The following is a 21259-nucleotide window of genomic DNA, read 5'->3' as shown; positions in this document are numbered from 1 at the left end:
CGCGGGGGTTCACTCTCGGTTCACCGACGGGTAGCGCCCGGGCAAGTTGACGCTGGAAGTCTCGATCGAGTGACTCACCAGAACCGTTGCGAGGAGAAAATCGATGCGTGAACTTCTGCCCATGGCCGGCCATGTGAAGGGAAAGCGAAGCCCCGTCACCTGCGCACTCAAGTGCGGAAACGCCTGCATCAAGGCCACCTGCAACACCTCCGCCAACGGCTACTTCCGTGACATCGTGGGAGCCCAGCTCTCGCGACGCGCCATGCTGGGCGTCTCCGCGGCCGGTGCGCTCGCCGTCGCCGTGACCACGGCACCGAGCCCCAGCGCACAGGCCGCCGCAGCAGCCGGCACCGCGGGCGGCAGCCTCGACTTCACCGCGATCGATCCGGTCCAGCACGAAGTCGACAAGTTCATCGTCCCCGACGGCTACTCCTGGCATCCGATCGTCCGCTGGGGCGACCCCCTGTTCCCGGACGCACCGAAGTTCGACCCCGAGAACCAGAGCGTCGAGGCCCAGCGCCGCCAGTTCGGCTACAACAACGACTACCTCTCGATCCAGGTCGACGAGGACGGCGACGGCAACACGGCGATCCTCTTCGCCAACCAGGAATACACGAACGACGCGATCATGTACCCCGAGTCGATGGATGCGGCCACGCAGCGGGAGATCAGCCGCAACGCCCACGGCCTGACCGTCATCGACCTGGTCCGCGACGACGAGAAGTCCCCGTGGAAGGTCGATGTCAACGGCAAGCACAACCGGCGCTTCCTCATCGACACCGAATACGCCTTCACCGGCCCCGCCGCCGGATCCGATCTGCTGCGCACCAAGGACTACCCGAACGGCGACAAGGCGCAGGGCACCCTGGGCAACTGTTCGGGCGGGCTGACTCCCTGGGGCACCCTGCTCTCCGGCGAGGAGAACTTCAACTCCTACTTCCGGGCGCCGGGCACCTCGGCGGCGGACAAGCGCTACGGACTTGCCGATGAGGAATCGGCCAACGGCTGGGAGGCCGATGAAGACCGCTTCGACACGAACAATGCCGGATACGCCAATGAGGCCAACCGGTTCGGGTGGATCGTCGAAATCGACCCCCGCAACCCGGACTCCACACCCCGCAAGCACACGAACATGGGCCGTCTCAAGCACGAGGGCGCCAATGTCCGCATCGCCGAATCCGGGCAGGCCGTGGCCTATATGGGCGACGACGAGAAGTTCGACTACCTCTACAAGTTCGTCTCGAAGGGCAAGTACGTCGAGGGCGATCTCGACCACAACCTCACCCTGCTGACCGAGGGTGACCTGTTCGTCGCGAAGTTCACCGGAAACTCGCCGAAGGACGAGATCGACGGCTCCGGTGCCGTGCCCTCCGACGGGGAGTTCGACGGATCCGGAAAGTGGCTGCCGCTGATCAAGGGCGGCAAGTCGCAGGTGGCGGGCATGTCCGTCGCCGAGGTGCTCGTGCACACCCGTCTGGCCGCCGACAAGGTGGGGCCGACGAAGATGGACCGCTGCGAGGATGTCGAACCCAACCCGGTCAACGGCAAGATCTACGTGGCGTGCACGAACAACGACGCCCGCGGCACCGAAGGCAAGGCCGGAGTCGACGAGGCCAATCCGCGGACGGAGAACCGCGACGGCCACATCGTCGAGATCACCGAACGCGGGGGAGACCACACCGGGACCGAATTCGACTGGACCCTGCTGATGGTCTGCGGAGACCCGAAGCAGGGCGATCAGACCTACTTCTCGGGATTCCCCGTCGATCAGGTCTCGCCGATCTCGTGCCCCGACAACGTCGCCTTCGACTCCGCAGGCAACCTGTGGATCTCGACCGACGGCGCCCCTGACGGCATCGGCTACTGCGATGGACTGTTCAAGGTCACCATCGACGGTGACCAGCGCGGACGTGTCGAGCAGTTCCTCTCCGTGCCGCGTGAGGCCGAAGTCTGCGGGCCGCTGGTCCACGACTCCTACGCCTCGGCGTTCGTCGCCGTCCAGCACCCCGGCGAGGACGGCGAATGGTCCGATCAGCACTCGCAGTTCCCCGACTACGTCGACGAGACCGACGTCGATGGCGGCAAGGCAGCCCTCCCGCGGCCCACGGTCGTGCAGGTGATCAAGGGCAGCGGCGAGACCCCGACCGATCCGCCGGAGGACCCGGATGACAAGGACGCCGATGCGGATGGTTCCGACGGTGCCGACGGCGGCTCGGCCGACAAGGACGGCTCGGCGAACGAATCCGGTGGTGACGACGGGTCGAAGGATGGTTCGTCTGCCGACAGCACCGGTTCGAAGGCCGGCTCACAGGACGGCGCGAAGGATGCCGCAGCGGCAGGCGCGGCATCGAATTCGGGCGGATCGAGCAGCTCCGGCGGTTCGGGTTCGGGCGGTTCGGGCGGTTCAGGTTCGGGTTCCGGCGGGAACGCGAGCGGAGGCTCCGGAGGAGGCTCGAACGGCGGAGGTTCGAGTTCCGGCGGCTCGGACGGCGGCGAATTGCCGTGGACCGGTTCGGACAGCACGCTTCCGCTGCTCGGCGGCGGTGCGGGTCTGCTGGCCGCCGGCGGTGCTATGGCCACCGCTGCGCACATGAAGCGCAAGAAGGCAGGCGAGGCCGAAGGCGGAGCGGACACTCAGTTCGAGGACGAGACTACTGGCGAGTGACCATGCCAGTCTGCCGGCCATGTGGCCGAATGGAGCAGTCTGACGATCGGATCAGTCGCTGAAGACGAGTTCAGGACGATCCGTGCGGAATCTGACTATAGAATCCCGCACGGATCGTCCTGAACTTGCTTGTTGGGTTGAGTTCTCCGGCGCTGCGGACAGTGAGGGACGCGTGAGTCCCGGTCTGCGGGCCTCGGAACCGGACCTCAGACGGCTCAGATGGTGACGAGGCCGTTGTGTTGCGTCTCGAAGCTCACCGACATGATGCCCGGAGTGCCGTGGGGTGCGGACCAGTCGATGTGGATCTCGGGAATCGGCTTGGCGTCCTGGGTGCCCAGCCAGTCGCGGAGGCGATCGCGATCGCCGGCGATCTGCAGGGTGTCGATGGCCACCGCCCCGTTGGTCTTGTGGGACGAAGGGTGCTGGGACGAGTCGGCGGACCACTTGATGAAGAACGGGAGCTGGGGATCGGCGATGAGCCCCTTGACTCCGATCTGCAGCCACCTGAGCTCGAGGCCGGTCTCCGGTGTGCGGTTGCCGTCGACTGCCTTGCGTTCAAGGCGGGTCTCGACTTCGGTGAGGTCATCGACCGAAACACACCAGCCCATCCAGCCGCCGCCGAGTTCGGACCGCGCCCGAACCGCCTGACCGAAGGGTGTTGACAGCGCGGCCGGGTGCTCCAAGGCTTCGACGACTTCGAGGTAGTGGCCGTTCGCGAGGGGGAAGATCAGATTTCTGGTGCCGAATCGAGGATGCACACCGCCGTCGTAGGGAACCACACCGAGCCGCTCCGAGATCCTCTCGGCCGTTGCCTGGTAGCCATCGGGTTCACTGGCGAATGACACATGATCGAGTTTCATGACTCGACAATCGCATAACCTGGCTCACACTTCCCATTAGGCTCACCTAAGAAATTGTGATCGAGACCACGGCCGCACACCCCGAGGCCACGACCGCGCCGCACCCGAGACGCGCCCACAGCCGGCGCAGAACAGACAACCGCCCGGACGTTCAACGTCCGGGCGGTCGTCGCAGCGCGAACAGCGCTACGCAGGTGTCACTGCGCCAACCGCGACTCAGCGGTCGCGGCTGGGCGTGTCGAGCCTCAGTGCCCCTCGGCCTTGAAGCGCTCGATCGAGGCGTTGACCTCGGCCTCGGCGGCCTCACGGCCGACCCAGCTCGATCCCTTGACGAACTTGCCGGGCTCGAGATCTTTGTACCGGGTGAAGAAGTGCTCGATCGAGTCGAGGGTGAACTTGTCGACATCGCCGATGTCGCCGAAGCCCTCCCAGCGGGGATCGCCGGCCGGAACGGCGAGGACCTTGTCGTCGCCGCCTGCCTCGTCCTCCATCTGGAACATGCCGATGGGCCGGACGTCGACGAGCACGCCGGGGAACAGCGGCTCGGTCAGCAGCACGAGCACGTCGAGAGGGTCGCCGTCATTGCCGAGGGTGTCCTCGATGAAGCCGTAGTCGGCGGGGTACTGCATCGACGTGTAGAGGTAGCGGTCGAGCTTCACCCGACCGGTCTCATGATCGACTTCGTACTTGTTGCGCGAACCGCGCGGGATCTCGATCGTGGCCAAGAGTTCCATAGTGCTCCTTCAAGCTAGGCGTGCATCACTAGAATAGAGCTTACAAGTCCCCACCACCGATGAGCACAGCGACCGGAATGCGGTCAGAAGAACGGGAGCTCGCGTTTGAAACGGAAGAAGACAGGCGCCGTCGTCACCGCCGGCATCGTGGTCCTGGCCCTGGGCGCCTACACCGTCGTCGACGCCTATGATCTCGTCCCCGGGATGCCCGGGTTCCTCACCACCGACCCCGCCATCGAGGTCCAGGCCGTGCCCACCCCCGATGCCACCGGCAAGGAGGTCCCGGCGCCGGCCTCGGCGGTCGACGATTCCGCTCCCACACCGACGAAGATCCCCGAGGAGGTCGACGCGATCCTCAAGGACGCGAAGGTCAAGGGCTTCGGCATCGAAGTCCGCGATGGGCTCAGCGATGACGTCCTCTACGCGAAGGACGAAACCAAGGCGCGCACCCCGGCGTCCGTGACGAAGGTGCTCACCGCGGCCGCCGCCCTTGAGACCATCGGCGGTCAGGCGCGGCTGAAGACCACGACGAGCTTCGACGCCTCCACCGACACGGTGACCCTGACCGGCGGCGGGGACCCGCTGCTGTCCGCGGGGGAGTCCGACCCCGGTTCCGTCAACGGCCACGGCGGACTGAAGACCCTGGCTGAGCAGACCGCTGAGTCCCTGAAAAGCAAGAACGTCGCCGAGGTGGCCCTCAACCTGGATACGTCCCGGTACTCGGGGGAAGACTTCAGTCCCGGCTGGGAGCGGGCGGACATCGCCAAGGGCGTGATCACCCCGATCCAGCCGCTGATGGTCGACTCCGGCTACGTCGGCAGCAAGGACCGTGCATGGCGCGGCCGCAGCGACAAGCCCGCCAAGGACGCCTTCTCCACCTTCGAGAAGGAGCTGAAGAAGGCCGGAATCACGGTCACCGACAGCAGCGACGCAGGCGATCAGGCCGCGGATGAGAATGCAGAGCCCCTCGCCGAGGTGGAATCGGCGACGCTCTCCGAGATCGTCGAATTCGCGCTCGTGCACAGTGACAACGTCGTCGCCGAGGTGCTCGGCAACGAGGTCGCCATCGCCCAGGGCGAACCCGGCAGCATCGAGGCCGGACCCGAAGCGGTGCTTGCCGCCCTCGGCGATTCCCTGGACCTGGGCACCATCCATCTCGAAGACACTTCCGGGCTGTCCTACGAGAACCGGATCAGCCCGCACGACCTGACGACGATCCTCCAGGCCTCGGTGGTCGCCGATGACTCCCTTGCCGGGCTGATCAGCTACTTCCCGGTCGGCGGACTGACAGGAACGCTGACCGAGCGGCTGACCGAGGACGAGAACGCCGCCGGCACCGTGCACGCGAAGACGGGCACGCTCTCGACCGTGACCTCCCTGGCCGGCGGGGTGCTCGACGCCGAAGGGCGCTATCTCGTCTTCTCCCTGCAGATCGACGATGTGGACAAGGACAGGATCTTGGAAGCCAGAAAGACCGTCGACGATGTCGTCACCGTGCTCGCGAACTGCGGGTGCCGATGATCATCGACGAGAAGTTCGCCGCCCGCACCGCCCGCGAACTCGTGCCCACCGCGAAGGTCCCGGACCCGGACGAACTCGACCAGCTGGTCGCCGGACTCAAGGACAATGCGCTGACCGCCCAGGACCTCGTCCTCGACTCCTTCCTGCTGACACCCGAGCACGCCGATGACGTGCGCTCGCGCCTGGCCGCAGGTTCCGTGCTCGTCCTCGACCAGCTCGGCTGGGTTAAGGCGAACGCGCAGTCGATCAACGGCATGGTCGAACCGGGTGCCCTGCCGGCCCCGGTCGGTCCGGCCACGGCGAAAGGCGCGGCCGTCGAACTCGCCGGAGTCCTCTCGCTGCTTTCGACCAGGGTGCTCGGCCAATTCGACCCCTTCGCCGTCGAGACCGGACGCCTGATGTTCGTCGCCCCGGCAGTGCTCATCGCCGAGGAGGCGATGAACGTCGACCCGCGTGACTTCCGGATGTGGGTGGCCCTCCACGAGGCGACCCACCAGGTCCAGTTCGCCACCGCACCCTGGCTGCGCGAGCACATGCGCACCCTGCTCTCCCGCGTCGTCGCCACCCCGCTCAAGGTCTCCGGGATCGGAGGCGTCGCGGATCTCTTCGCCACCCTCGGCCGGATCGTCAAGGGCGAGGCCAGCATGGTCGACCTCATCCGCGATGAGGACATGCGTGAAGCCCTCGATGAGGCCTCGGCGATACTCAGCCTCCTCGAAGGCCACGCCGACGTCGTCATGGACGAGGTCGGCATCGAAGTGATCCCGAGCGTGCGGAAGCTGCGCCGGAAGTTCGAGGCCCGCCGCGACGCCGGACAGGGCGGATTCCTGTCCAATCTGCTGGGCCTGAATCTCAAGCTCGCGCAGTACCGCGACGGGGCGAAGTTCGTCCGCGCAATCCGCCGCGAGGTCGGCCAGACCGGGTTCTCGGCCATCTACGCCTCGGTGCGCAATCTTCCGACGAGCGCGGAGATCCAGACCCCACGCCTGTGGCTCGACCGTGTCCACGGCTGAGACACCCGGCCCGCCGCCTCGCCGTCCGAGCCTCGACCCCGCCAGCAGCGCCATCCGCAATGCCGTGCGCGCCCTGCTGGCCGAGGTGAACGCAAGCGAAGTCGGACCCGGGACCGGTGCCCCGCCACGCATCATCCTCGCCGTGTCCGGGGGAGCGGACTCGATGGCCCTGCTCCACGCCTGCGCCTTCCTCCACCGCCGCGGGGAGTGCGAGGCCCGCGCGGTGACCGTCGACCACGGACTGCAGACCGGTTCCGCCGAGGTGGCCCGCCGTGTCCTCGCCACCGCCGAATCCTGGGGTGTGCCCGCAGAGATCAGCACCGTCTCCGTCGACGCCGGCACCGTAGGCCTCGAGGCGGCCGCCCGGGACGTCCGCTACGCAGCCCTCGAGGCGGCGCGCTCACGGGCCGGGGCGAGATGGATCCTCACCGCGCACACCCAGAGCGACCAGGCCGAGACCGTGCTGCTCGGACTCATGCGCGGCTCCGGCACTCGGTCCCTGGCCGGAATGGCCCCGCGCACGGGGGCGCTGCTGCGTCCCCTGCTCGGCCTGACCCGGGCCGAGACCACCGCTTCGTGTGCGGCACAGAACATCACCGTGTGGGACGACCCGATGAACGAGGACGAGTCCTTTGCGCGGGTGCGCACCCGCCGACTCCTCGCCCGGCTCGAGACCGAACTCGGGCAGCCGATCACCGCGAACCTCTCCCGCACCGCCGAACTGTGCCGGACCGATGCCGACTGCCTCGACTCCATCGCCGAGGAGGACGCAGCCGAACTGCGCGGACACTCCGAGATCCCTTTCGAACGGCTCACCGCCCTGCCCGAGGCGATCCTCACCCGAGTGCTGCGCGACTGGCTGACCTCCCTCGGCGTTCCGGCCCAGAGCTTCGGGGCCCAACGCATCGCCGAACTCTCCGCCCTGATCAGAGCCGGAAAGCGGGGCCGGCTGTCCCTGCCCGGGGACACCGAGGTCATCATCGCCGGATCCCGACTGCGGTTTCAGCTCGCCGCCAAGGCCCGCTGAGACTCTCGCCTCGTCAGTCCAGGCGCAGCCCGCCGAGCAGCCGTCCGCCCGAGGCGATCAGCCGACCCGCCTTGTAAACGTCACGGTCCGTCGGGCAGTCCATGATCGCCGAGGTGACCGTATCGGCATCGACGAGCATGAAGTCCGCGGGGGCGCCGACGGCCAGCCCGAACCTGGCATCCTCGGTCAGTGCGGAGCCGTCGGGTCTGGCCCCGGCCATCACCTGGGCGCCGCCCCGGGAGGCGATGTCGAGGCAGTGCTCGATAGCGGCATCGGCCCGGAACCCGTTCGTGAAGGCCAGCTGCCAGGTCCGCCGCAGCAGATCCCCGTCGCCGTAAGGGCTCCAGTAGTCGCGCTGCCCGTCCTCTCCGAGGCCGAGGGCCACCCGGTTCTCTGTCAGCAGCGTCTGCGGCAGGACGCTCTTGGCAGGAGCCACCGTGGTCAGGCAGATGCCCGCCTCGGCGAGGAGTTCGATCACGCGGCGAACCTCCGATTCGGGGTTCGAACTCAGGGCGAAGGCGTGGGAGATCGTCACCCGGCCTTCCATCGCCAGGGACTTCGTCCGGGCGGCGATCTCCTCCATCGAGAACACGCCGGCGCTGCCGCCCTCATGGAGGTGGATGTCGACGCCTGCCGCGTGCTTCTCGGCCAGAGCGAAGACCACGTTGAGGTGGGCCACGGGATCCCGATCATAGAGCAGCGGATCGAGTCCGCCGACGAGATCGGCGCCTTCGGACAGTGCCGCATCGAGGAGATCCCGCACCCCCTTCTCGGACACGATCCCGGCCTGCGGGAAGGCGACGAGCTGCGAGTCGAGGACATCGGAATGATCGGCCAGGGCATCACGGACCCCACGGAAGCGCTCGAGACCGCAGTCGGCGTCGACCTGCGCATGCGATCGGATCCGCGTGCCGCCGGAGGCGATGATCGCCCCGATCGCAAAGGCCGCCTGATCGCGGACGCTGCGCTCGCCGCCGCGCCAGTTCTCCCGATCGTTCATGATGTACCCGTGCAGGGTCCCATCGGCGGTGTGCGGACGGAAGGTCTGACCCATCCGGTTCGAATCGAGATGAGCATGGACGTCGCCGAGGCTGGGCAGCAGCAGCCTGCCCCCGCCGTCGATGGTCTCGCCGGCAGTCTCAACCGGCGATCCCGCCGAGGCGGTGATGCCGGAGATCCGCCCAGCGGCGATCTCCACATCGACGGCCTGATCATCGGGCCGACGGGAAAACAGGCGGACGTTCGTCAGCAGGGTCATGGCGGCATCTTTCGAGCGGGGACAGGCGGTCACTTAAACGGTATACCATTGAAGCTCGCCTCGGAAGGGATACCCGGCGCACCTCCACAGTTCCGGATGTGAACCTCAGCCGATCCGGGTGCGAACCGACACCGAACCGTCTGAAAGGATGAGGCCATGACCACTGAGCCCACCGCAGCACCCCGCACCGGGCGGGGGCTCGATGCGCTGGCGCTGCTCACCCTCATCCTCATCGCCTGCTCGCTGCGTCCCGCAGCCTCCTCGCTGGGCCCGGTGCTCTCCGAGGTCAAGTCCGCCTTTGCCCTGGTCGAATGGCAGACGGGGCTGCTCACCGCGCTGCCGGGGCTCGTGTTCGCGATCTGCGGATTCCTCGCCGTGCCGCTGCTGCGCCGGGTCGGCCTCTTCACCTCCCTCGTCATCGCCTGCTCGCTCATCACCCTCGGCGTCGGCGCCCGGGTGCTCGTCGGCGACTGGGTCGGATTCGCCGCGCTGACCGTCCTCGCCCTGGCCGGAATGTCGCTGGGCAACGTCATCCTGCCGGTGTTCGTCAAGACCCGCTTCCCCGACCGCGCCGGACTCGGCGCCACCGCCTTCACAGTCTCGCTGGGCCTGGGCTCGATGTTCCCCGCCTTCCTCACCGCCCCCATCGCCGGACACTTCGAGGACTGGCGCTTCGGTCTCGGCTTCTGGGTGCTCCTGCCCGCCTGCGCTCTGCTTTCCTGGACCGTGCTCAGACTGGCCGGATCGGTGCCCAACCTGCGCGCGAGCGCGCCCGAGACGGATGCCGCAGGGTCGCCTCGGCGCCACATATACACCTCCTCCAAGGCCCGGTACATGGCCATGTTCTTCGGGCTCCAGTCCGTCAACGCCTACGTCCAATTCGGGTGGCTGCCGCAGATCTACCGGGACGCGGGCCTCGATCCGGTGGCCGCGGGCATCATGCTCACGATCGTCACCCTCGGCGGGATTCCCGGCGGCTTCCTCGCCCCGCAGATCATCATGCGCGGCATCCTGCCGCGCTTCTTCCTCCTCAGCTTCTCTCTCAGCGCCGTCATCGGATACACGGGCCTGCTGCTGGCCCCGACCGCGGTCCCCGCGCTGTGGGCGATCCTCCTCTCCTACGGCGGCTTCGCCTTCCCGGCCGCACTCGCCCTCATCACCGGGCGAACCCGCGAGGTCTCGGTGACCGCTCGCACCTCCGCCTTCGTGCAGTCCTCCGGCTACATCCTCGCCGCCATCGGCCCGCTCGCCGTGGGCGGACTCCTCGGTCTCAGCGGGGGATGGGCGGTGCCGCTGTGGTTCATGGTCGGAGTCTCGACGCTCATGGGCGTGACCGGATTCCTCGCCGCATCCCCCGGTTCGGTCGACGAGGAACTCACACTGTGACCCTCCGCGGTGGCACGGCGGGTCGTCGGTGACCCATAATGGAGGCACACCCACCCCATACGAGGAGAATCGACCGCAGTGGACATCAACGATCTCGGCAGTGACATCGACCAGGTACTCGTCTCGGAAGAACAGATAGCCGCACGACTCGTTGAGCTGGCCGCCGCCATCGATGAAGACTACAAGGACAAGGACATCCTCCTCGTCGGCGTCCTCAAGGGCGCGGTCATGGTCATGGCCGATCTGGCCCGGGCCCTGCACTCCCCGGTGACGATGGACTGGATGGCCGTGTCCTCCTACGGCTCCGGGACGAAGTCCTCCGGCGTCGTGCGCATCCTCAAAGACCTCGACACCGATCTCACCGGCCGCCATGTGCTCATCGTCGAGGACATCATCGACTCCGGTCTGACCCTGTCCTGGCTGGTCCAGAACCTGCGCACCCGCGGGGCGGCGACCGTGGAGATCTGCACGATGCTGCGCAAGCCCGAGGCCGTCAAGGTCGACATCGACGTCAGGTACGTCGGCTTCGACGTCCCCAACGAGTTCGTCATCGGCTACGGCCTCGACTACGCCGAAAAGTATCGCAACGTTCCCTTCGTCGCGACCTTGGCGCAGCACGTCTACAGCTGAATTACGTCGAGAGCGCAATCGGATCCGCTGGGACCGGTAACAACGCCGGTCCCATTCGGGCTATACCGGTGACAGGGACTAGGCTGTGGGGGATGTTCCCAGGCAGCCTCGGTAGCCTGAAGCGGTTGCCCACATCTTTTTCCTGAGAGGACTTATGGCCGAGTCGAACAAGCGTCGCCCACTGCTCAACAAGGCGACGAAGGGGCCGTTGATCTGGATCGTGATGGCCCTGCTGGTGGTGTCCATCGGGGCGTTGCTCTTCAGCCGGGTCGGGTTCAGCCAGATCGACACCGAACAGGGTCTGGATCTGCTGGGCGACGACAAGGTCGAGCAGGCCAAGATCGTCGACAAGGACCAGCGCGTCGACCTCACCCTCAAAGAGGACTTTAAGGTCGGCGACCAGGACTTCGGCAAGAAGGTCCAGTTCTTCTACGTCGAGCAGCGCGGTGAGCAGGTCGTCAAGGCCGTCGACTCCGCGAGCCCGGACAAGGGATTCACCGACGAGGTGCCTAAGCAGTCCTGGCTGATGTCCCTGCTGGGAACCCTCATCCCTTTCGTCATCATCTTCGTTGTCTTCTGGTTCCTCATCTCCCAGATGTCGGGCGGGAAGATGATGAACTTCGGCAAGTCGAAGGCCAAGCTCGTCAACAAGGAGAACCCCGACGTCACGTTCAAGGACGTGGCCGGAGTCGACGAGGCTCTCGAAGAGCTCGAGGAGATCAAGGAATTCCTCGCCGAGCCTGAGAAGTTCAAGGCTGTCGGTGCGAAGATCCCCAAGGGCGTGCTCCTCTACGGCCAGCCGGGCACCGGTAAGACCCTGCTCGCGAAGGCCGTGGCCGGTGAGGCCGGAGTGCCCTTCTACTCGATCTCCGGCTCCGACTTCGTCGAGATGTACGTCGGCGTCGGCGCCTCCCGCGTCCGCGACCTGTTCGAACAGGCCAAGACCAACGCCCCCTGCATCATCTTCATCGACGAGATCGACGCCGTCGGCCGCCAGCGCGGCGCCGGCATGGGCGGCGGCCACGACGAACGCGAGCAGACGCTCAACCAGCTCCTCGTTGAGATGGACGGCTTCGACGTCAAGACCAATGTCATCCTCATCGCCGCGACCAACCGCCCCGATGTCCTCGACCCGGCGCTGCTGCGCCCGGGCCGCTTCGACCGGCAGATTCCCGTCGAAGCCCCGGACATGAAGGGCCGCAAGCACATCCTCGAGGTCCATGCCGCGGACAAACCCCTGGCCGAGGAAGTCGATCTCGGGCAGATCGCCAAGCGCACCCCCGGATTCTCCGGTGCCGATCTGGCCAACGTGCTCAACGAGGCGGCCCTGCTGACCGCCCGTGAGAACGCGAAGGTCATCGACAACCGGATCTTGGATGAGGCCATCGACCGCGTCATCGCCGGACCCCAGAAGCGGACCCGCCTGATGAACGACAAGGAACGCCTCGTCACCGCCTACCATGAGAGCGGTCACGCCCTGGTCGCGGCGGCGATGAACCAGACGGATCCGGTCACGAAGGTGACGATCCTTCCGCGCGGTCGGGCCCTGGGCTACACCATGGTGCTGCCGAGCGAGGACAAGTACTCGACGACGCGCAATGAGCTGCTCGACCAGCTCGCCTACGCCATGGGCGGGCGCGTGGCCGAGGAGATCGTCTTCCACGACCCGACCACCGGAGCCAGCAACGACATCGAGAAGGCCACGGGCATCGCCCGCAAGATGGTCACCCAGTACGGCATGAGCGAGAAGCTGGGCATGGTCAAGATCGGCGACGACCAGTCCGAGCCCTTCGCCGGCCGCGGCTACGGCGGGGGAGACGAGTACGGGGATTCGACCCTGTCCTCGATCGACGCCGAGGTCAGGACCATCGTCGACTCCGCCCACGCCGACGCCTACTGGGCGCTGACCCACAACCGCGACGTGCTCGACAATCTGGCCTACCAGCTGCTCGAACGCGAGACCCTCGACCAGGCCGCCCTCGAGGCGATCTTCGCCGATGTCGTCAAGCGTCCCACCCGCGAGGTGTGGCTGGCCCACGACGATCGTCCGGTCTCCGAACGCGGTCCGATCGATCCGCCGCCCTCGGCCAACGGCAAGTCCGAAGGTGAGGGCTCGACCGGCGCCGAGGTGGACACCACCGACATCCCGGGCGCGGGCCCCACCGGTGTCAACGGTCCGCACGTTCCCGAGAACCCGAGCGGACCGACCGGCCCCGACGGCCCGACAGGCCCGACCGGCCCCAACGGGCCGATCAACCCGAACGACGACAGAGGGAACGGCATCTGATGGCCGATATCGAAGGGGTGACCGCCGGCCTCGGCACGGCCCCCGCCGGGCACGAGAACAAGGTCGACCAGGCGCGGATCGCCGCCGCCGTGCGTGAGATCCTCATCGCCGTCGGAGAGGATCCCGACCGGGAGGGGCTGCTCGAGACTCCCGCCCGAGTCGCCCGCGCCTATGAGGAGGTCTTCGCCGGTCTCCACCGCGATCCCTCCGAAGTCCTCGGAGTGACCTTCGACATCAGCCACGAGGAGATGGTCCTCGTCCGCGACATCGACCTGTACTCGATGTGCGAACACCACCTCGTGCCCTTCCACGGCGTCGCCCACATCGGCTACATCCCGAGCAAGCAGGGCAAGGTCACCGGCCTGTCAAAGCTGGCCCGCCTCGTCGAGATCTACGCCCGTCGTCCGCAGGTCCAGGAACGGCTGACCACGCAGATCGCCGACGCACTGGTCGAACACCTCGAACCGCGCGGAGCGATCGTCGTCGTCGAGGCCGAGCACCTGTGCATGACCATGCGCGGGGTCCGCAAACCCGGAGCCTCGACGATCACCTCGGCCGTCCGCGGCCAGCTGCGGGAGACCGCCTCCCGAGCAGAAGCGATGAGCCTGATCCTGCGGGGGTAGTGGACACCGATGCCGAATCCCGAACCCACGAAGATCATGGGCGTCCTCAACGTCACGCCCGACTCCTTCTCCGACGGCGGACGCTGGTTCGATCATGAGCGAGCCATCGCTCACGGGATCGACCTCCTCGATGCCGGTGCCGACATCATCGACGTCGGCGGGGAGTCCACCCGCCCCGGAGCCGTCCGCGTCGACGAGGCCGAGGAGCTGCGGCGAGTCATCCCCGTGGTCAGAGAGCTCGCCGCCGCCGGCATCGTGATCAGCGTCGACACCATGCGGGCGAAGGTCGCCGAAGCCTCGCTGGATGCCGGCGCCCAGATCATCAACGACGTCTCCGCCGGACAGTCGGATCCGACGATGCTGTCCGTGGCCGCGCAGACCGCGGCCCCCGTCGTGCTCATGCATTGGCGCGGCTACCTCGATCAGGCAGCCGCTACCTTCCATTACGAGGATGTCGTCGCCGAGGTGATCGCCGAGCTGCGTGTGCGCATCGACGGGGCCACCGCCGTCGGGGTGAAGACGGAGAACATCATCGTCGATCCCGGCCTGGGGTTCTCGAAGAACGCCGAGCACAACTGGCAGATCCTGGCCGCCCTCGATGAGTTCGCGGTGCTCGAGCACCGACTACTTGTCGCCGCCAGCCGCAAGCGCTTCATCTCCACCCTGCTCTCTCCTAAGGATCCGAAGCGCGCCGAGGAGGCCGCGAAGGACCAGGCGACCGCTGCGATCTCGACCCTGGCGGCTCAGGCCGGGGCCTGGGCGGTCCGCGTCCACGAACCGGCCACCTCGGCGATCGCCTGCCGGGTCGTTGCCGCCGTGGCCGAGCATGCCCGCGGGGTGCAGGCCTGATGGGCGTGCAGAAGCACCCGCACGCACCCGACCGGATCGAGCTGCGCGGACTGCGGGTGCGCGGCAACCACGGGGTCTTCGACTTCGAGAAACGCGATGGCCAGGACTTCGTCATCGACGTCACCCTCCACACCTCGGTGGTTGCGGCCGCGGCCAGCGACGACATCGCCGAGACCATCCACTACGGGGAGCTGGCCGAGGACGTCGCGCACATCGTCGAGGACAACACCTTCGATCTCATCGAAACACTCGCCGAGACCATCGCCACGCACTGCCTGACCCTCGCCGAGCGGGTCGACGTCGTCGTCCACAAACCCAGCGCCCCCATCCAACGCAGCTTCGCCGACGTCTCCGTCAGCGTTGCACGCGCTCGCGATGCGGACGCCTCCGTGGACGAGGTGCCCACAGAGACCGAGGCGTACCTCAATCTCGGGGCCAACCTCGGCGATCCGAAGGACACCCTCGAACTCGCCGTCGAGGCTCTCGACCGGCACCCGCGGATCACTGTGACCGCACGGTCCTCGCTCTACCTCACGGCCCCGTGGGGCGGGGTCGAGCAGAACGACTTCCACAACCTCGGCGTTCTGGTCAGGACGAGCCTGACGGCGCACGAGCTGCTGGCCGTCGCCCAGGGGATCGAAGTCGCTTGTGGGAGGACTCGGGAGCTGCGGTGGGGGCCGCGCACGCTCGACATCGACCTGATCCGATACGGGAGAGGCGAGGATGAGACGATCCTCGACACCGCGGTGCTGAGCCTGCCGCACCCGCGCGCCCACGAACGCGCCTTCGTCCTCGCCCCCTGGGCCGAACTCGAGGAGCAGACGAGCATCCTCACCCCTGCGGGCAGGCGTCCGCTGACCACGGTGCTCGCGGAGCTCTCCGGGCAGGAGATCACGAAACTGCCCTCACCAACGGACCCCTGATCTGACAGACTGGGAACCATGCAGAGAACATCCTCGGGGACCCTCGCCGTCTGGGCCGTCATCGGCGCAGTGCTGGCGCCGGTGGTCGACGTGGTGCTCGAAAGCCAGGGCTTTGCACTGCCCGGCCTGCCCTGGTTCGCGATCATCGGGATGCTCATTCTCTCAGGCGTCCTGCTCGTCCTCGGGTGGCCGATCAAGAAATGGAACGACGGCGACCGGACCAAGGAGATCGACCCCCTGCAGGCGGCTCGGGTGGCCATCATGGCCAAGGCCAGCGCCCTGACCGGAGCAGGCCTCGCCGGCTGGTACGTCGGCAATGCCGCATACTACTTCCTCTCCGCCCCAGGAATCCGCAACGATCTGGCGGCAGGTATGCTGTTCGCAATGATCGCCGCCGCCGTCCTCACGATCGTCGGCATGATCGTCGAAGGGTTCTGTGAGATCCCGCCCCAAGACCCGCCAGGAGCCGAAGCAGCATGAGCCGTGACCTGTCCTTCTCAATCGGAGCCGATGTGAACTTCAACCGGGTCAGTCCGAAATACGGGCTCAAGGAGGTCATCGGCAGTCTCATCATCCTCGTGCCGATGATCATCGTCGCCCTCGTCTTCGCCATCATCTTCACCGCCGAGGTGCCCTGGCTGCATGCGATCTGGGCAGTGCTCGTGGCCTTCACCGTCTTCATCGTCATCATCACCCTGCGCCAGGCCAGAGCGATCGGCTATGCCGAACGCGAGGACGATCTGCTCATCCGCCGCGGCATCATGTTCCACCGGGCCACCGTCGTCCCCTACGGCCGGCTACAGTTCGTCGACGTCGACTCCGGCCCCATCGACCGGATGTTCGGGATGGCCACTGTCAAACTCCACACCGCCTCGGCGGCCACCGATGCGACCATCCCCGGCCTGCCCCGTGCAGAGGCCGACCGTCTCCGCGACAGCCTCGCCGGACTCGGCCAGGTCAATCTGGCGGGTCTGTGAGCATGAGCGAGGAACAGCCCGAGCCCACGATCAGCGACTCTGCCGCCGCTGACTCTGCGGTCAGCAACTCAGCCGTCAGCGACTCTCCCGTCACCAGCTCCCTGCACGGTGCGGCCGCACCCGAGGTGTGGCACCGGGTCCACCCGCTGACACCGATCCTCGAGAGCCTGGCCGTGCTCGTCGGTATCTTCATCGCCGCCGCCTACGGACTGCAGAACTTCGTCCAGTCCGCGGTCGAGGATCTGGCCACCGGAGACGGCGTCGACCTCGGGTTCGCCGGGTGGCTGCGCTCCCATCCGCTCGTTATCCTCGCCGTGGTCGGCGGCATCGTCCTCATTCTCCTGCTCACCGCCTTCATCAGCTGGCTGGCGTGGAGGGTGATGGGCTACCGCGTCGACGAGGAGTCCATCTACTACCGTCGCGGACTGCTGTCGAAGAAGCTGCGCAAGGCCCGCTTGGACCGGGTGCAGTCCATCGAGCTGCAGCAGAAGCTGCTGCCGCGGATGCTAGGCATGGCCGAGCTCGTCTTCGACGTCGCCGGCGGCTCCGACTCGAACATCTCCCTGAAGTACCTGGCGAGGAAGCGCGCCGAGGAGCTGCGCGACGAACTGCTCGCCGCCGTCAAGGCGAAGAAGCAGGGGACCGCCCGCGCCGAGGCTGGTGCCGGGTCGGTCTCGCCGGCAGGGGAGTCCGGGACAGCAGGGGCACCTGGGGCGCCTGGGGCGGGAAATTCCGTCGCTGCCGGGACCGCAGGGATTGCCGGTGCCGCTGGAGCCGCGGGGGCCGGCGCCGAGACCGACGGCACCGCTGCTGCCGCCGGTGCCGCGGAGCCGGGCATCGATCGCTCGGTACCCGAACGCCGGGATGAGAGCATCGGCGTGCGCCTTAGCAAGCAGCTCGGGACGATGGCCGATGGCGTCTCCCACGAAGCCGAGGGCAGTCTCAACGAACTGCTGGCGCCGTACAATCTCTCGGCCAATGTCGGCAAGGAGGGCGAGATCATCCGGGTGCCCGTGCACCGGGTGGTGGTGTCCTCACTGCTCAAGACCGAGACCATCATCTCGGTCCTCGTCGTCCTCCTCGTCCTTGCCGCCGCCATCGTGCTCCTGGCCTTCGGCATCACCGAAGCATTCATCCCGATGCTCGTCGGTGTCATCCCCGGCATCTTCGCCGCCTTCTCCGTGTTCAAGAAGAACCTCGACAATGCGAACTTCGTCGTGCGGCTCAGCGAGAACGGATTGGCCGTCAACCACGGCCTCTTCGCCACCTCACGCAAGGTGATCCCGCTCGATCGGCTGCAGGCCGTGTGCCTGCACCAGCCGCTGCTGTGGCGCTGGGCCGGCTGGTGGAAGGCCGAATACAACATCGCCAGCGCGAGCGGCTCGACAGATTCGAACCTGCTTCTGCCCGTCGGCGACATCGACCAGGCGCTGCTCATGGTCGGCCTCGCCCTGCCCGATCCGCAGCTGCCAGAAGGCGTCAGCGCCGACACCCTGATCCGCTCGGCGATGTATGACCGGAAGTCCGAGGATCCGCAGGCCCCCGCCGCGGAGGCGCTGTTCCATGGTCAGCCCCGGTCCTCACGGATCATCGACCCGCTGGTGTGGAAGCGGCGGGCCTACGCGCTGACCGAATCGATGCTCGTCCTCCGCCTCGGGGCGCTCGACCGGAGGGTCGACTTCGTCCCCCACGTGCGCGTGCAGTCGCTCAAATACCATCAGGGTCCTCTGCTGCGGAAACTGCGGCTCGCCTCGGTGTCAGTGCATTCGACCGCGGGCCCGATCATGCCCAGCGTCACCCACCAGGGTGTCGATGAGGCCAAACGCTTCTTCAACGAGCACGCCGATCGCACCCGCATCGCCCGCCAGCGCTTCGACGCGGAGGCGAAGACGGCCACGACCGCCCACCGCCCAGCCGAGGAGGACCGCGGATGAGCCCGGACGACGCCCCGCGGCTGGGCATCGGCATCATCGGCTGCGGCCGCTTGGGTGCGAGCGTCGGTGCCGCCTGGCGGCAGGCCGGGCACGCGGTCATCGGGGTCAGCGCCACCTCGGCGGCGAGCCTGGAGAGAGCCGAGAGCATGCTCCCCGGCGTACCCGTCCTCGACCCCGACGAGATCGCCGAACGGGTCGAGCTGCTGCTCATCGCCGTCCCTGACGGAGAGATCGAATCCCTGGTCACCGGGCTGGCGAACCTGGGGCGGATCCACTCCGGACAGATTCTCGTCCACTGCTCGGGACGCTACGGCACGGATGTCCTCGACGCCGGGACCCGCCTCGGCGCGCTTCCCATCGCCCTCCATCCCTCGCTGTCGTTCACGGGTACCGAGGTCGATCTGACGCGGCTGCGTCAGGCCACGGTCGCGGTCACCGCACCCGCGCCGATCCGCGCGGTCGGGGAGGCTCTCGTCGTCGAGATGGGCGCCGAACCGATCGAGCTCGCCGAGGCCGACCGCGCCCTCTACCACGCGGCCATCACGCATGCCTCGAACCACTCGATCACGATCATCAGCGAAGCCATGGAGATGCTCGCCGAGGCGGGAGTCGACGATCCTGCGCGTGTGCTCACCGCCCTCGTCGATGCGAGCGTGGCGAACACGTTGCAGAACGGACCCAAGGCTCTGACCGGACCGGTCAGCCGCGGGGACACCGGAACCGTCGCCGCCCACCTGAGCGCACTGAGTGAGTTCAGTCTCAGCGTCTCCAACCCGGCGGCCCGCAACAGCTACATCGCCTTGGCCCGGTCGACCACGGCGAAGGCGCTCAGCCTGGGGCGGATCAGCGACGCCCAGGCCCAGGAGATCCTCGCCGCACTCGACTGAGCGCACGGCTGAGCAGTCGGCTGACCACGCAACTGAGCACTCGGCTGCTCACGCGGCTGTTCACCCGACCGGACCGGTGGCTCCGAATTCCCCCGTGGGGCAGGGCACGGTAGCCTTGATTCCATGGCAGATACCGAGTCGAACACGCCCGAGAACGCAGACCTTTCACCCGAACATCTCGATCCGGAGCAGATCCGGATCCGAAAGGAAAAGCGCGCCAGGCTCTTGGACTCCGAGACCGAGGCGTACCCGGTTTCGATTCCCCGCACCCACACGCTGAGCGAGGTCCATGCCGCTCACGACGGACTCGAAGCGGGGGAGGAGACCGAGGACATCGTCGGCGTCGTCGGCCGCGTGGTCTTCGTGCGCACGACCGGGAAGCTGTGCTTCGTGACCCTGCAGTCCGGCGACGGCACCCGACTCCAGGGCATGCTCTCGCTGCGGGAAGTCGGTCAGGAGCGCCTCGACGACTTCAAGACCGATGTCGACCTCGGTGACTTCCTGTTCGTCCACGGCAAGGTCATCAAGTCCAAGCGCGGCGAGCTCTCCGTGCTCGCCGACTCCTGGTCGATGGCCTCGAAGGCGCTGCGCCCGCTGCCGGGACTGCACACCGAGCTGGCCGAGGACACTCGCGTCCGCCAGCGCTACCTCGACCTCATCACACGCGAGCAGGCGCGGGAGACGATGCTCACCCGCTCCAAGGTGATGAGCTCCCTGCGCCGGACCTTCGCCGACCAGGACTTCGTCGAGATCGAGACGCCGATGCTGCAGGTAATGCACGGCGGTGCCGCCGCACGTCCGTTCAAGACGCACATGAACGCCTACGACATCGATATGTACCTGCGCATCGCCCCCGAGCTCTTCCTCAAGCGCGCGATCGTCGGCGGCATCGAGAACGTGTTCGAAATCAACCGCAATTTCCGCAACGAGGGTGCAGACTCCACCCACTCGCCGGAATTCGCGATGCTCGAGGCCTACCAGTCCTATGGGGACTACCATTCGATCGCGGAGCTGACGAAGACGCTGATCCAGAATGCCGCGCAGGAGGCCACCGGTTCGCTCGTGGTCACTCTCGAAGACGGCAGCGACTACGATCTGGGCGGCGACTGGGCCGTGGTGAGTATGTACGAGAGCCTGTCCGCGGAGTCCGGGGTTGAGGTCACCCCGGAGACCGGTCTTGAGGTGCTCGATAAGATCGCGGCCGAACACGATGTCGACCTTGGCGGCGTCTTCCGCTCCCACGGAAAGTACGTCGAGGAGCTGTGGGAGCACTTCCACCAGGACAAGTTGTGGGCGCCGACATTCGTCACCGACTTCCCCGTCGACACCTCTCCGCTGGTGCGCGAGCACCGGACGAAGAAGGGCGTCGTGGAGAAATGGGATCTCTATGTGCGCGGCTTCGAGCTCGCCACAGGCTATTCCGAGCTCGTCGACCCCGTCATCCAGCGCGAACGCTTCGAGGCGCAGGCCGCCGACGCTGCGAAGGGCGATGACGAGGCGATGGGGCTCGACGAGGAATTCCTCACCGCCATGGAACACGGCATGCCGCCGACCGGCGGAATGGGAATGGGACTCGATCGCCTCCTGATGGCACTGACCGGTTTGGGAATCCGCGAGACGATTCTCTTCCCGTTTACGAAGCCGATTGCGAATTCGAGCGACGAAACGGTTCAGGAAGGCTGATT

The 21259-nt window shown here is 67.0% G+C and carries 18 protein-coding genes; 15 read left to right on the top strand and 3 right to left on the bottom strand.

Annotated elements, in window-relative coordinates:
• Positions 1–103: 103 nt before the first annotated feature.
• On the top strand, positions 104–2665 hold the full coding sequence (locus ACH82I_RS06130) for a PhoX family protein (RefSeq protein ID WP_413336196.1): 2562 nt from the start codon (positions 104–106) through the stop codon (positions 2663–2665).
• Positions 2666–2880: 215 nt separating this feature from the next.
• Here ACH82I_RS06130 and ACH82I_RS06125 read toward each other — a convergent pair whose 3' ends face one another.
• The gene (locus ACH82I_RS06125) at positions 2881–3525 is read right to left on the bottom strand and encodes a VOC family protein (RefSeq protein ID WP_230747148.1); all 645 of its coding nucleotides are present in this window, start codon (positions 3523–3525) and stop codon (positions 2881–2883) included.
• Between the two features lie 245 nt (positions 3526–3770).
• The gene (locus tag ACH82I_RS06120) at positions 3771–4259 is read right to left on the bottom strand and encodes an inorganic diphosphatase (RefSeq protein ID WP_230747146.1); all 489 of its coding nucleotides are present in this window, start codon (positions 4257–4259) and stop codon (positions 3771–3773) included.
• Between the two features lie 105 nt (positions 4260–4364).
• Here ACH82I_RS06120 and dacB point away from each other — a divergent pair, with 105 nt between their 5' ends.
• From dacB to tilS, 3 genes are read left to right on the top strand one after another with little or no spacing between them, the layout of a single operon-like run.
• Positions 4365–5780 carry a D-alanyl-D-alanine carboxypeptidase/D-alanyl-D-alanine-endopeptidase gene (gene dacB / locus ACH82I_RS06115; protein WP_413336194.1) on the top strand — a complete coding sequence of 472 codons (1416 nt, stop codon included), beginning with the start codon at positions 4365–4367 and terminating at the stop codon, positions 5778–5780.
• A complete protein-coding gene (locus ACH82I_RS06110) occupies positions 5777–6793 on the top strand; it encodes a zinc-dependent metalloprotease (protein ID WP_413336192.1) in 1017 nt (338 codons plus the stop codon). Before dacB ends, ACH82I_RS06110 begins: the two co-directional genes overlap by 4 nt.
• Positions 6780–7820, top strand: coding sequence for a tRNA lysidine(34) synthetase TilS (gene tilS, locus ACH82I_RS06105; protein WP_413336190.1), 1041 nt, complete (start codon positions 6780–6782; stop codon positions 7818–7820). Before ACH82I_RS06110 ends, tilS begins: the two co-directional genes overlap by 14 nt.
• A 13-nt stretch (positions 7821–7833) precedes the next feature.
• On the opposite strand, the gene ACH82I_RS06100 is transcribed toward tilS, so the two are convergent.
• Positions 7834–9078 carry an amidohydrolase family protein gene (locus tag ACH82I_RS06100; RefSeq protein WP_413336188.1) on the bottom strand — a complete coding sequence of 415 codons (1245 nt, stop codon included), beginning with the start codon at positions 9076–9078 and terminating at the stop codon, positions 7834–7836.
• 156 nt (positions 9079–9234) lie between these two features.
• Between ACH82I_RS06100 and ACH82I_RS06095 the strand changes: the two genes are divergently transcribed.
• The 11 genes from ACH82I_RS06095 (at position 9235) to lysS (ending at position 21257) form a co-directional block, all read left to right on the top strand.
• Positions 9235–10464, top strand: coding sequence for a CynX/NimT family MFS transporter (locus ACH82I_RS06095; protein ID WP_230747123.1), 1230 nt, complete (start codon positions 9235–9237; stop codon positions 10462–10464).
• A gap of 78 nt (positions 10465–10542) precedes the next feature.
• Positions 10543–11094 (top strand): hypoxanthine phosphoribosyltransferase, encoded by a 552-nt coding sequence (gene hpt / locus ACH82I_RS06090; RefSeq protein ID WP_230747122.1) that lies wholly within the window; start codon positions 10543–10545, stop codon positions 11092–11094.
• A gap of 154 nt (positions 11095–11248) precedes the next feature.
• Positions 11249–13381 (top strand): ATP-dependent zinc metalloprotease FtsH, encoded by a 2133-nt coding sequence (gene ftsH / locus ACH82I_RS06085; protein WP_413336185.1) that lies wholly within the window; start codon positions 11249–11251, stop codon positions 13379–13381.
• The gene (gene folE / locus ACH82I_RS06080) at positions 13381–14004 is read left to right on the top strand and encodes a GTP cyclohydrolase I FolE (RefSeq protein ID WP_230747113.1); all 624 of its coding nucleotides are present in this window, start codon (positions 13381–13383) and stop codon (positions 14002–14004) included. Before ftsH ends, folE begins: the two co-directional genes overlap by 1 nt.
• A 9-nt stretch (positions 14005–14013) precedes the next feature.
• On the top strand, positions 14014–14853 hold the full coding sequence (gene folP / locus ACH82I_RS06075) for a dihydropteroate synthase (protein ID WP_413336183.1): 840 nt from the start codon (positions 14014–14016) through the stop codon (positions 14851–14853).
• Entirely contained in the window at positions 14853–15776 is a 924-nt protein-coding gene (gene folK / locus ACH82I_RS06070) for a 2-amino-4-hydroxy-6-hydroxymethyldihydropteridine diphosphokinase (protein WP_413336182.1), read from the top strand. Before folP ends, folK begins: the two co-directional genes overlap by 1 nt.
• Positions 15777–15794: 18 nt before the next feature.
• The gene (locus tag ACH82I_RS06065; RefSeq protein ID WP_230747110.1) at positions 15795–16256 is read left to right on the top strand and encodes a DUF3180 domain-containing protein; all 462 of its coding nucleotides are present in this window, start codon (positions 15795–15797) and stop codon (positions 16254–16256) included.
• Positions 16253–16753 carry a PH domain-containing protein gene (locus ACH82I_RS06060; RefSeq protein ID WP_230747108.1) on the top strand — a complete coding sequence of 167 codons (501 nt, stop codon included), beginning with the start codon at positions 16253–16255 and terminating at the stop codon, positions 16751–16753. Before ACH82I_RS06065 ends, ACH82I_RS06060 begins: the two co-directional genes overlap by 4 nt.
• A gap of 2 nt (positions 16754–16755) precedes the next feature.
• Positions 16756–18687 (top strand): PH domain-containing protein, encoded by a 1932-nt coding sequence (locus ACH82I_RS06055; RefSeq protein WP_413336179.1) that lies wholly within the window; start codon positions 16756–16758, stop codon positions 18685–18687.
• Entirely contained in the window at positions 18684–19574 is an 891-nt protein-coding gene (locus tag ACH82I_RS06050) for a Rossmann-like and DUF2520 domain-containing protein (protein WP_230747098.1), read from the top strand. The genes ACH82I_RS06055 and ACH82I_RS06050 overlap by 4 nt, the downstream gene beginning before the upstream one ends.
• Before the next feature lie 123 nt (positions 19575–19697).
• Entirely contained in the window at positions 19698–21257 is a 1560-nt protein-coding gene (gene lysS, locus ACH82I_RS06045) for a lysine--tRNA ligase (protein ID WP_413336177.1), read from the top strand.
• The last annotated feature ends 2 nt before the right edge of the window (positions 21258–21259 follow it).

Origin of the sequence: Brevibacterium sp. GP-SGM9, from assembly GCF_047300845.1 — a bacterium.
Taxonomy (GTDB): domain Bacteria; phylum Actinomycetota; class Actinomycetes; order Actinomycetales; family Brevibacteriaceae; genus Brevibacterium.
Note: the sequence above shows the minus strand (reverse complement) of the source record. Positions and strands in the feature narration are given on the sequence as shown.

Excerpts from the sequence above, each read along its gene's own strand:
- ACH82I_RS06060 (WP_230747108.1), top strand. The coding sequence starts at position 16,253 with ATGAGCCGTGACCTGTCCTTCTCAATCGGAGCCGATGTGAACTTCAAC.
- ftsH (WP_413336185.1), top strand. The coding sequence starts at position 11,249 with ATGGCCGAGTCGAACAAGCGTCGCCCACTGCTCAACAAGGCGACGAAG.
- ACH82I_RS06095 (WP_230747123.1), top strand. The coding sequence starts at position 9,235 with ATGACCACTGAGCCCACCGCAGCACCCCGCACCGGGCGGGGGCTCGAT.
- ACH82I_RS06110 (WP_413336192.1), top strand. The coding sequence starts at position 5,777 with ATGATCATCGACGAGAAGTTCGCCGCCCGCACCGCCCGCGAACTCGTG.
- folP (WP_413336183.1), top strand. The coding sequence starts at position 14,014 with ATGCCGAATCCCGAACCCACGAAGATCATGGGCGTCCTCAACGTCACG.
- ACH82I_RS06130 (WP_413336196.1), top strand. The coding sequence starts at position 104 with ATGCGTGAACTTCTGCCCATGGCCGGCCATGTGAAGGGAAAGCGAAGC.
- lysS (WP_413336177.1), top strand. The coding sequence starts at position 19,698 with ATGGCAGATACCGAGTCGAACACGCCCGAGAACGCAGACCTTTCACCC.
- folE (WP_230747113.1), top strand. The coding sequence starts at position 13,381 with ATGGCCGATATCGAAGGGGTGACCGCCGGCCTCGGCACGGCCCCCGCC.
- ACH82I_RS06050 (WP_230747098.1), top strand. The coding sequence starts at position 18,684 with ATGAGCCCGGACGACGCCCCGCGGCTGGGCATCGGCATCATCGGCTGC.
- ACH82I_RS06120 (WP_230747146.1), bottom strand. The coding sequence starts at position 4,259 with ATGGAACTCTTGGCCACGATCGAGATCCCGCGCGGTTCGCGCAACAAG.
- ACH82I_RS06055 (WP_413336179.1), top strand. The coding sequence starts at position 16,756 with ATGAGCGAGGAACAGCCCGAGCCCACGATCAGCGACTCTGCCGCCGCT.
- ACH82I_RS06125 (WP_230747148.1), bottom strand. The coding sequence starts at position 3,525 with ATGAAACTCGATCATGTGTCATTCGCCAGTGAACCCGATGGCTACCAG.
- ACH82I_RS06065 (WP_230747110.1), top strand. The coding sequence starts at position 15,795 with ATGCAGAGAACATCCTCGGGGACCCTCGCCGTCTGGGCCGTCATCGGC.
- ACH82I_RS06100 (WP_413336188.1), bottom strand. The coding sequence starts at position 9,078 with ATGACCCTGCTGACGAACGTCCGCCTGTTTTCCCGTCGGCCCGATGAT.
- folK (WP_413336182.1), top strand. The coding sequence starts at position 14,853 with ATGGGCGTGCAGAAGCACCCGCACGCACCCGACCGGATCGAGCTGCGC.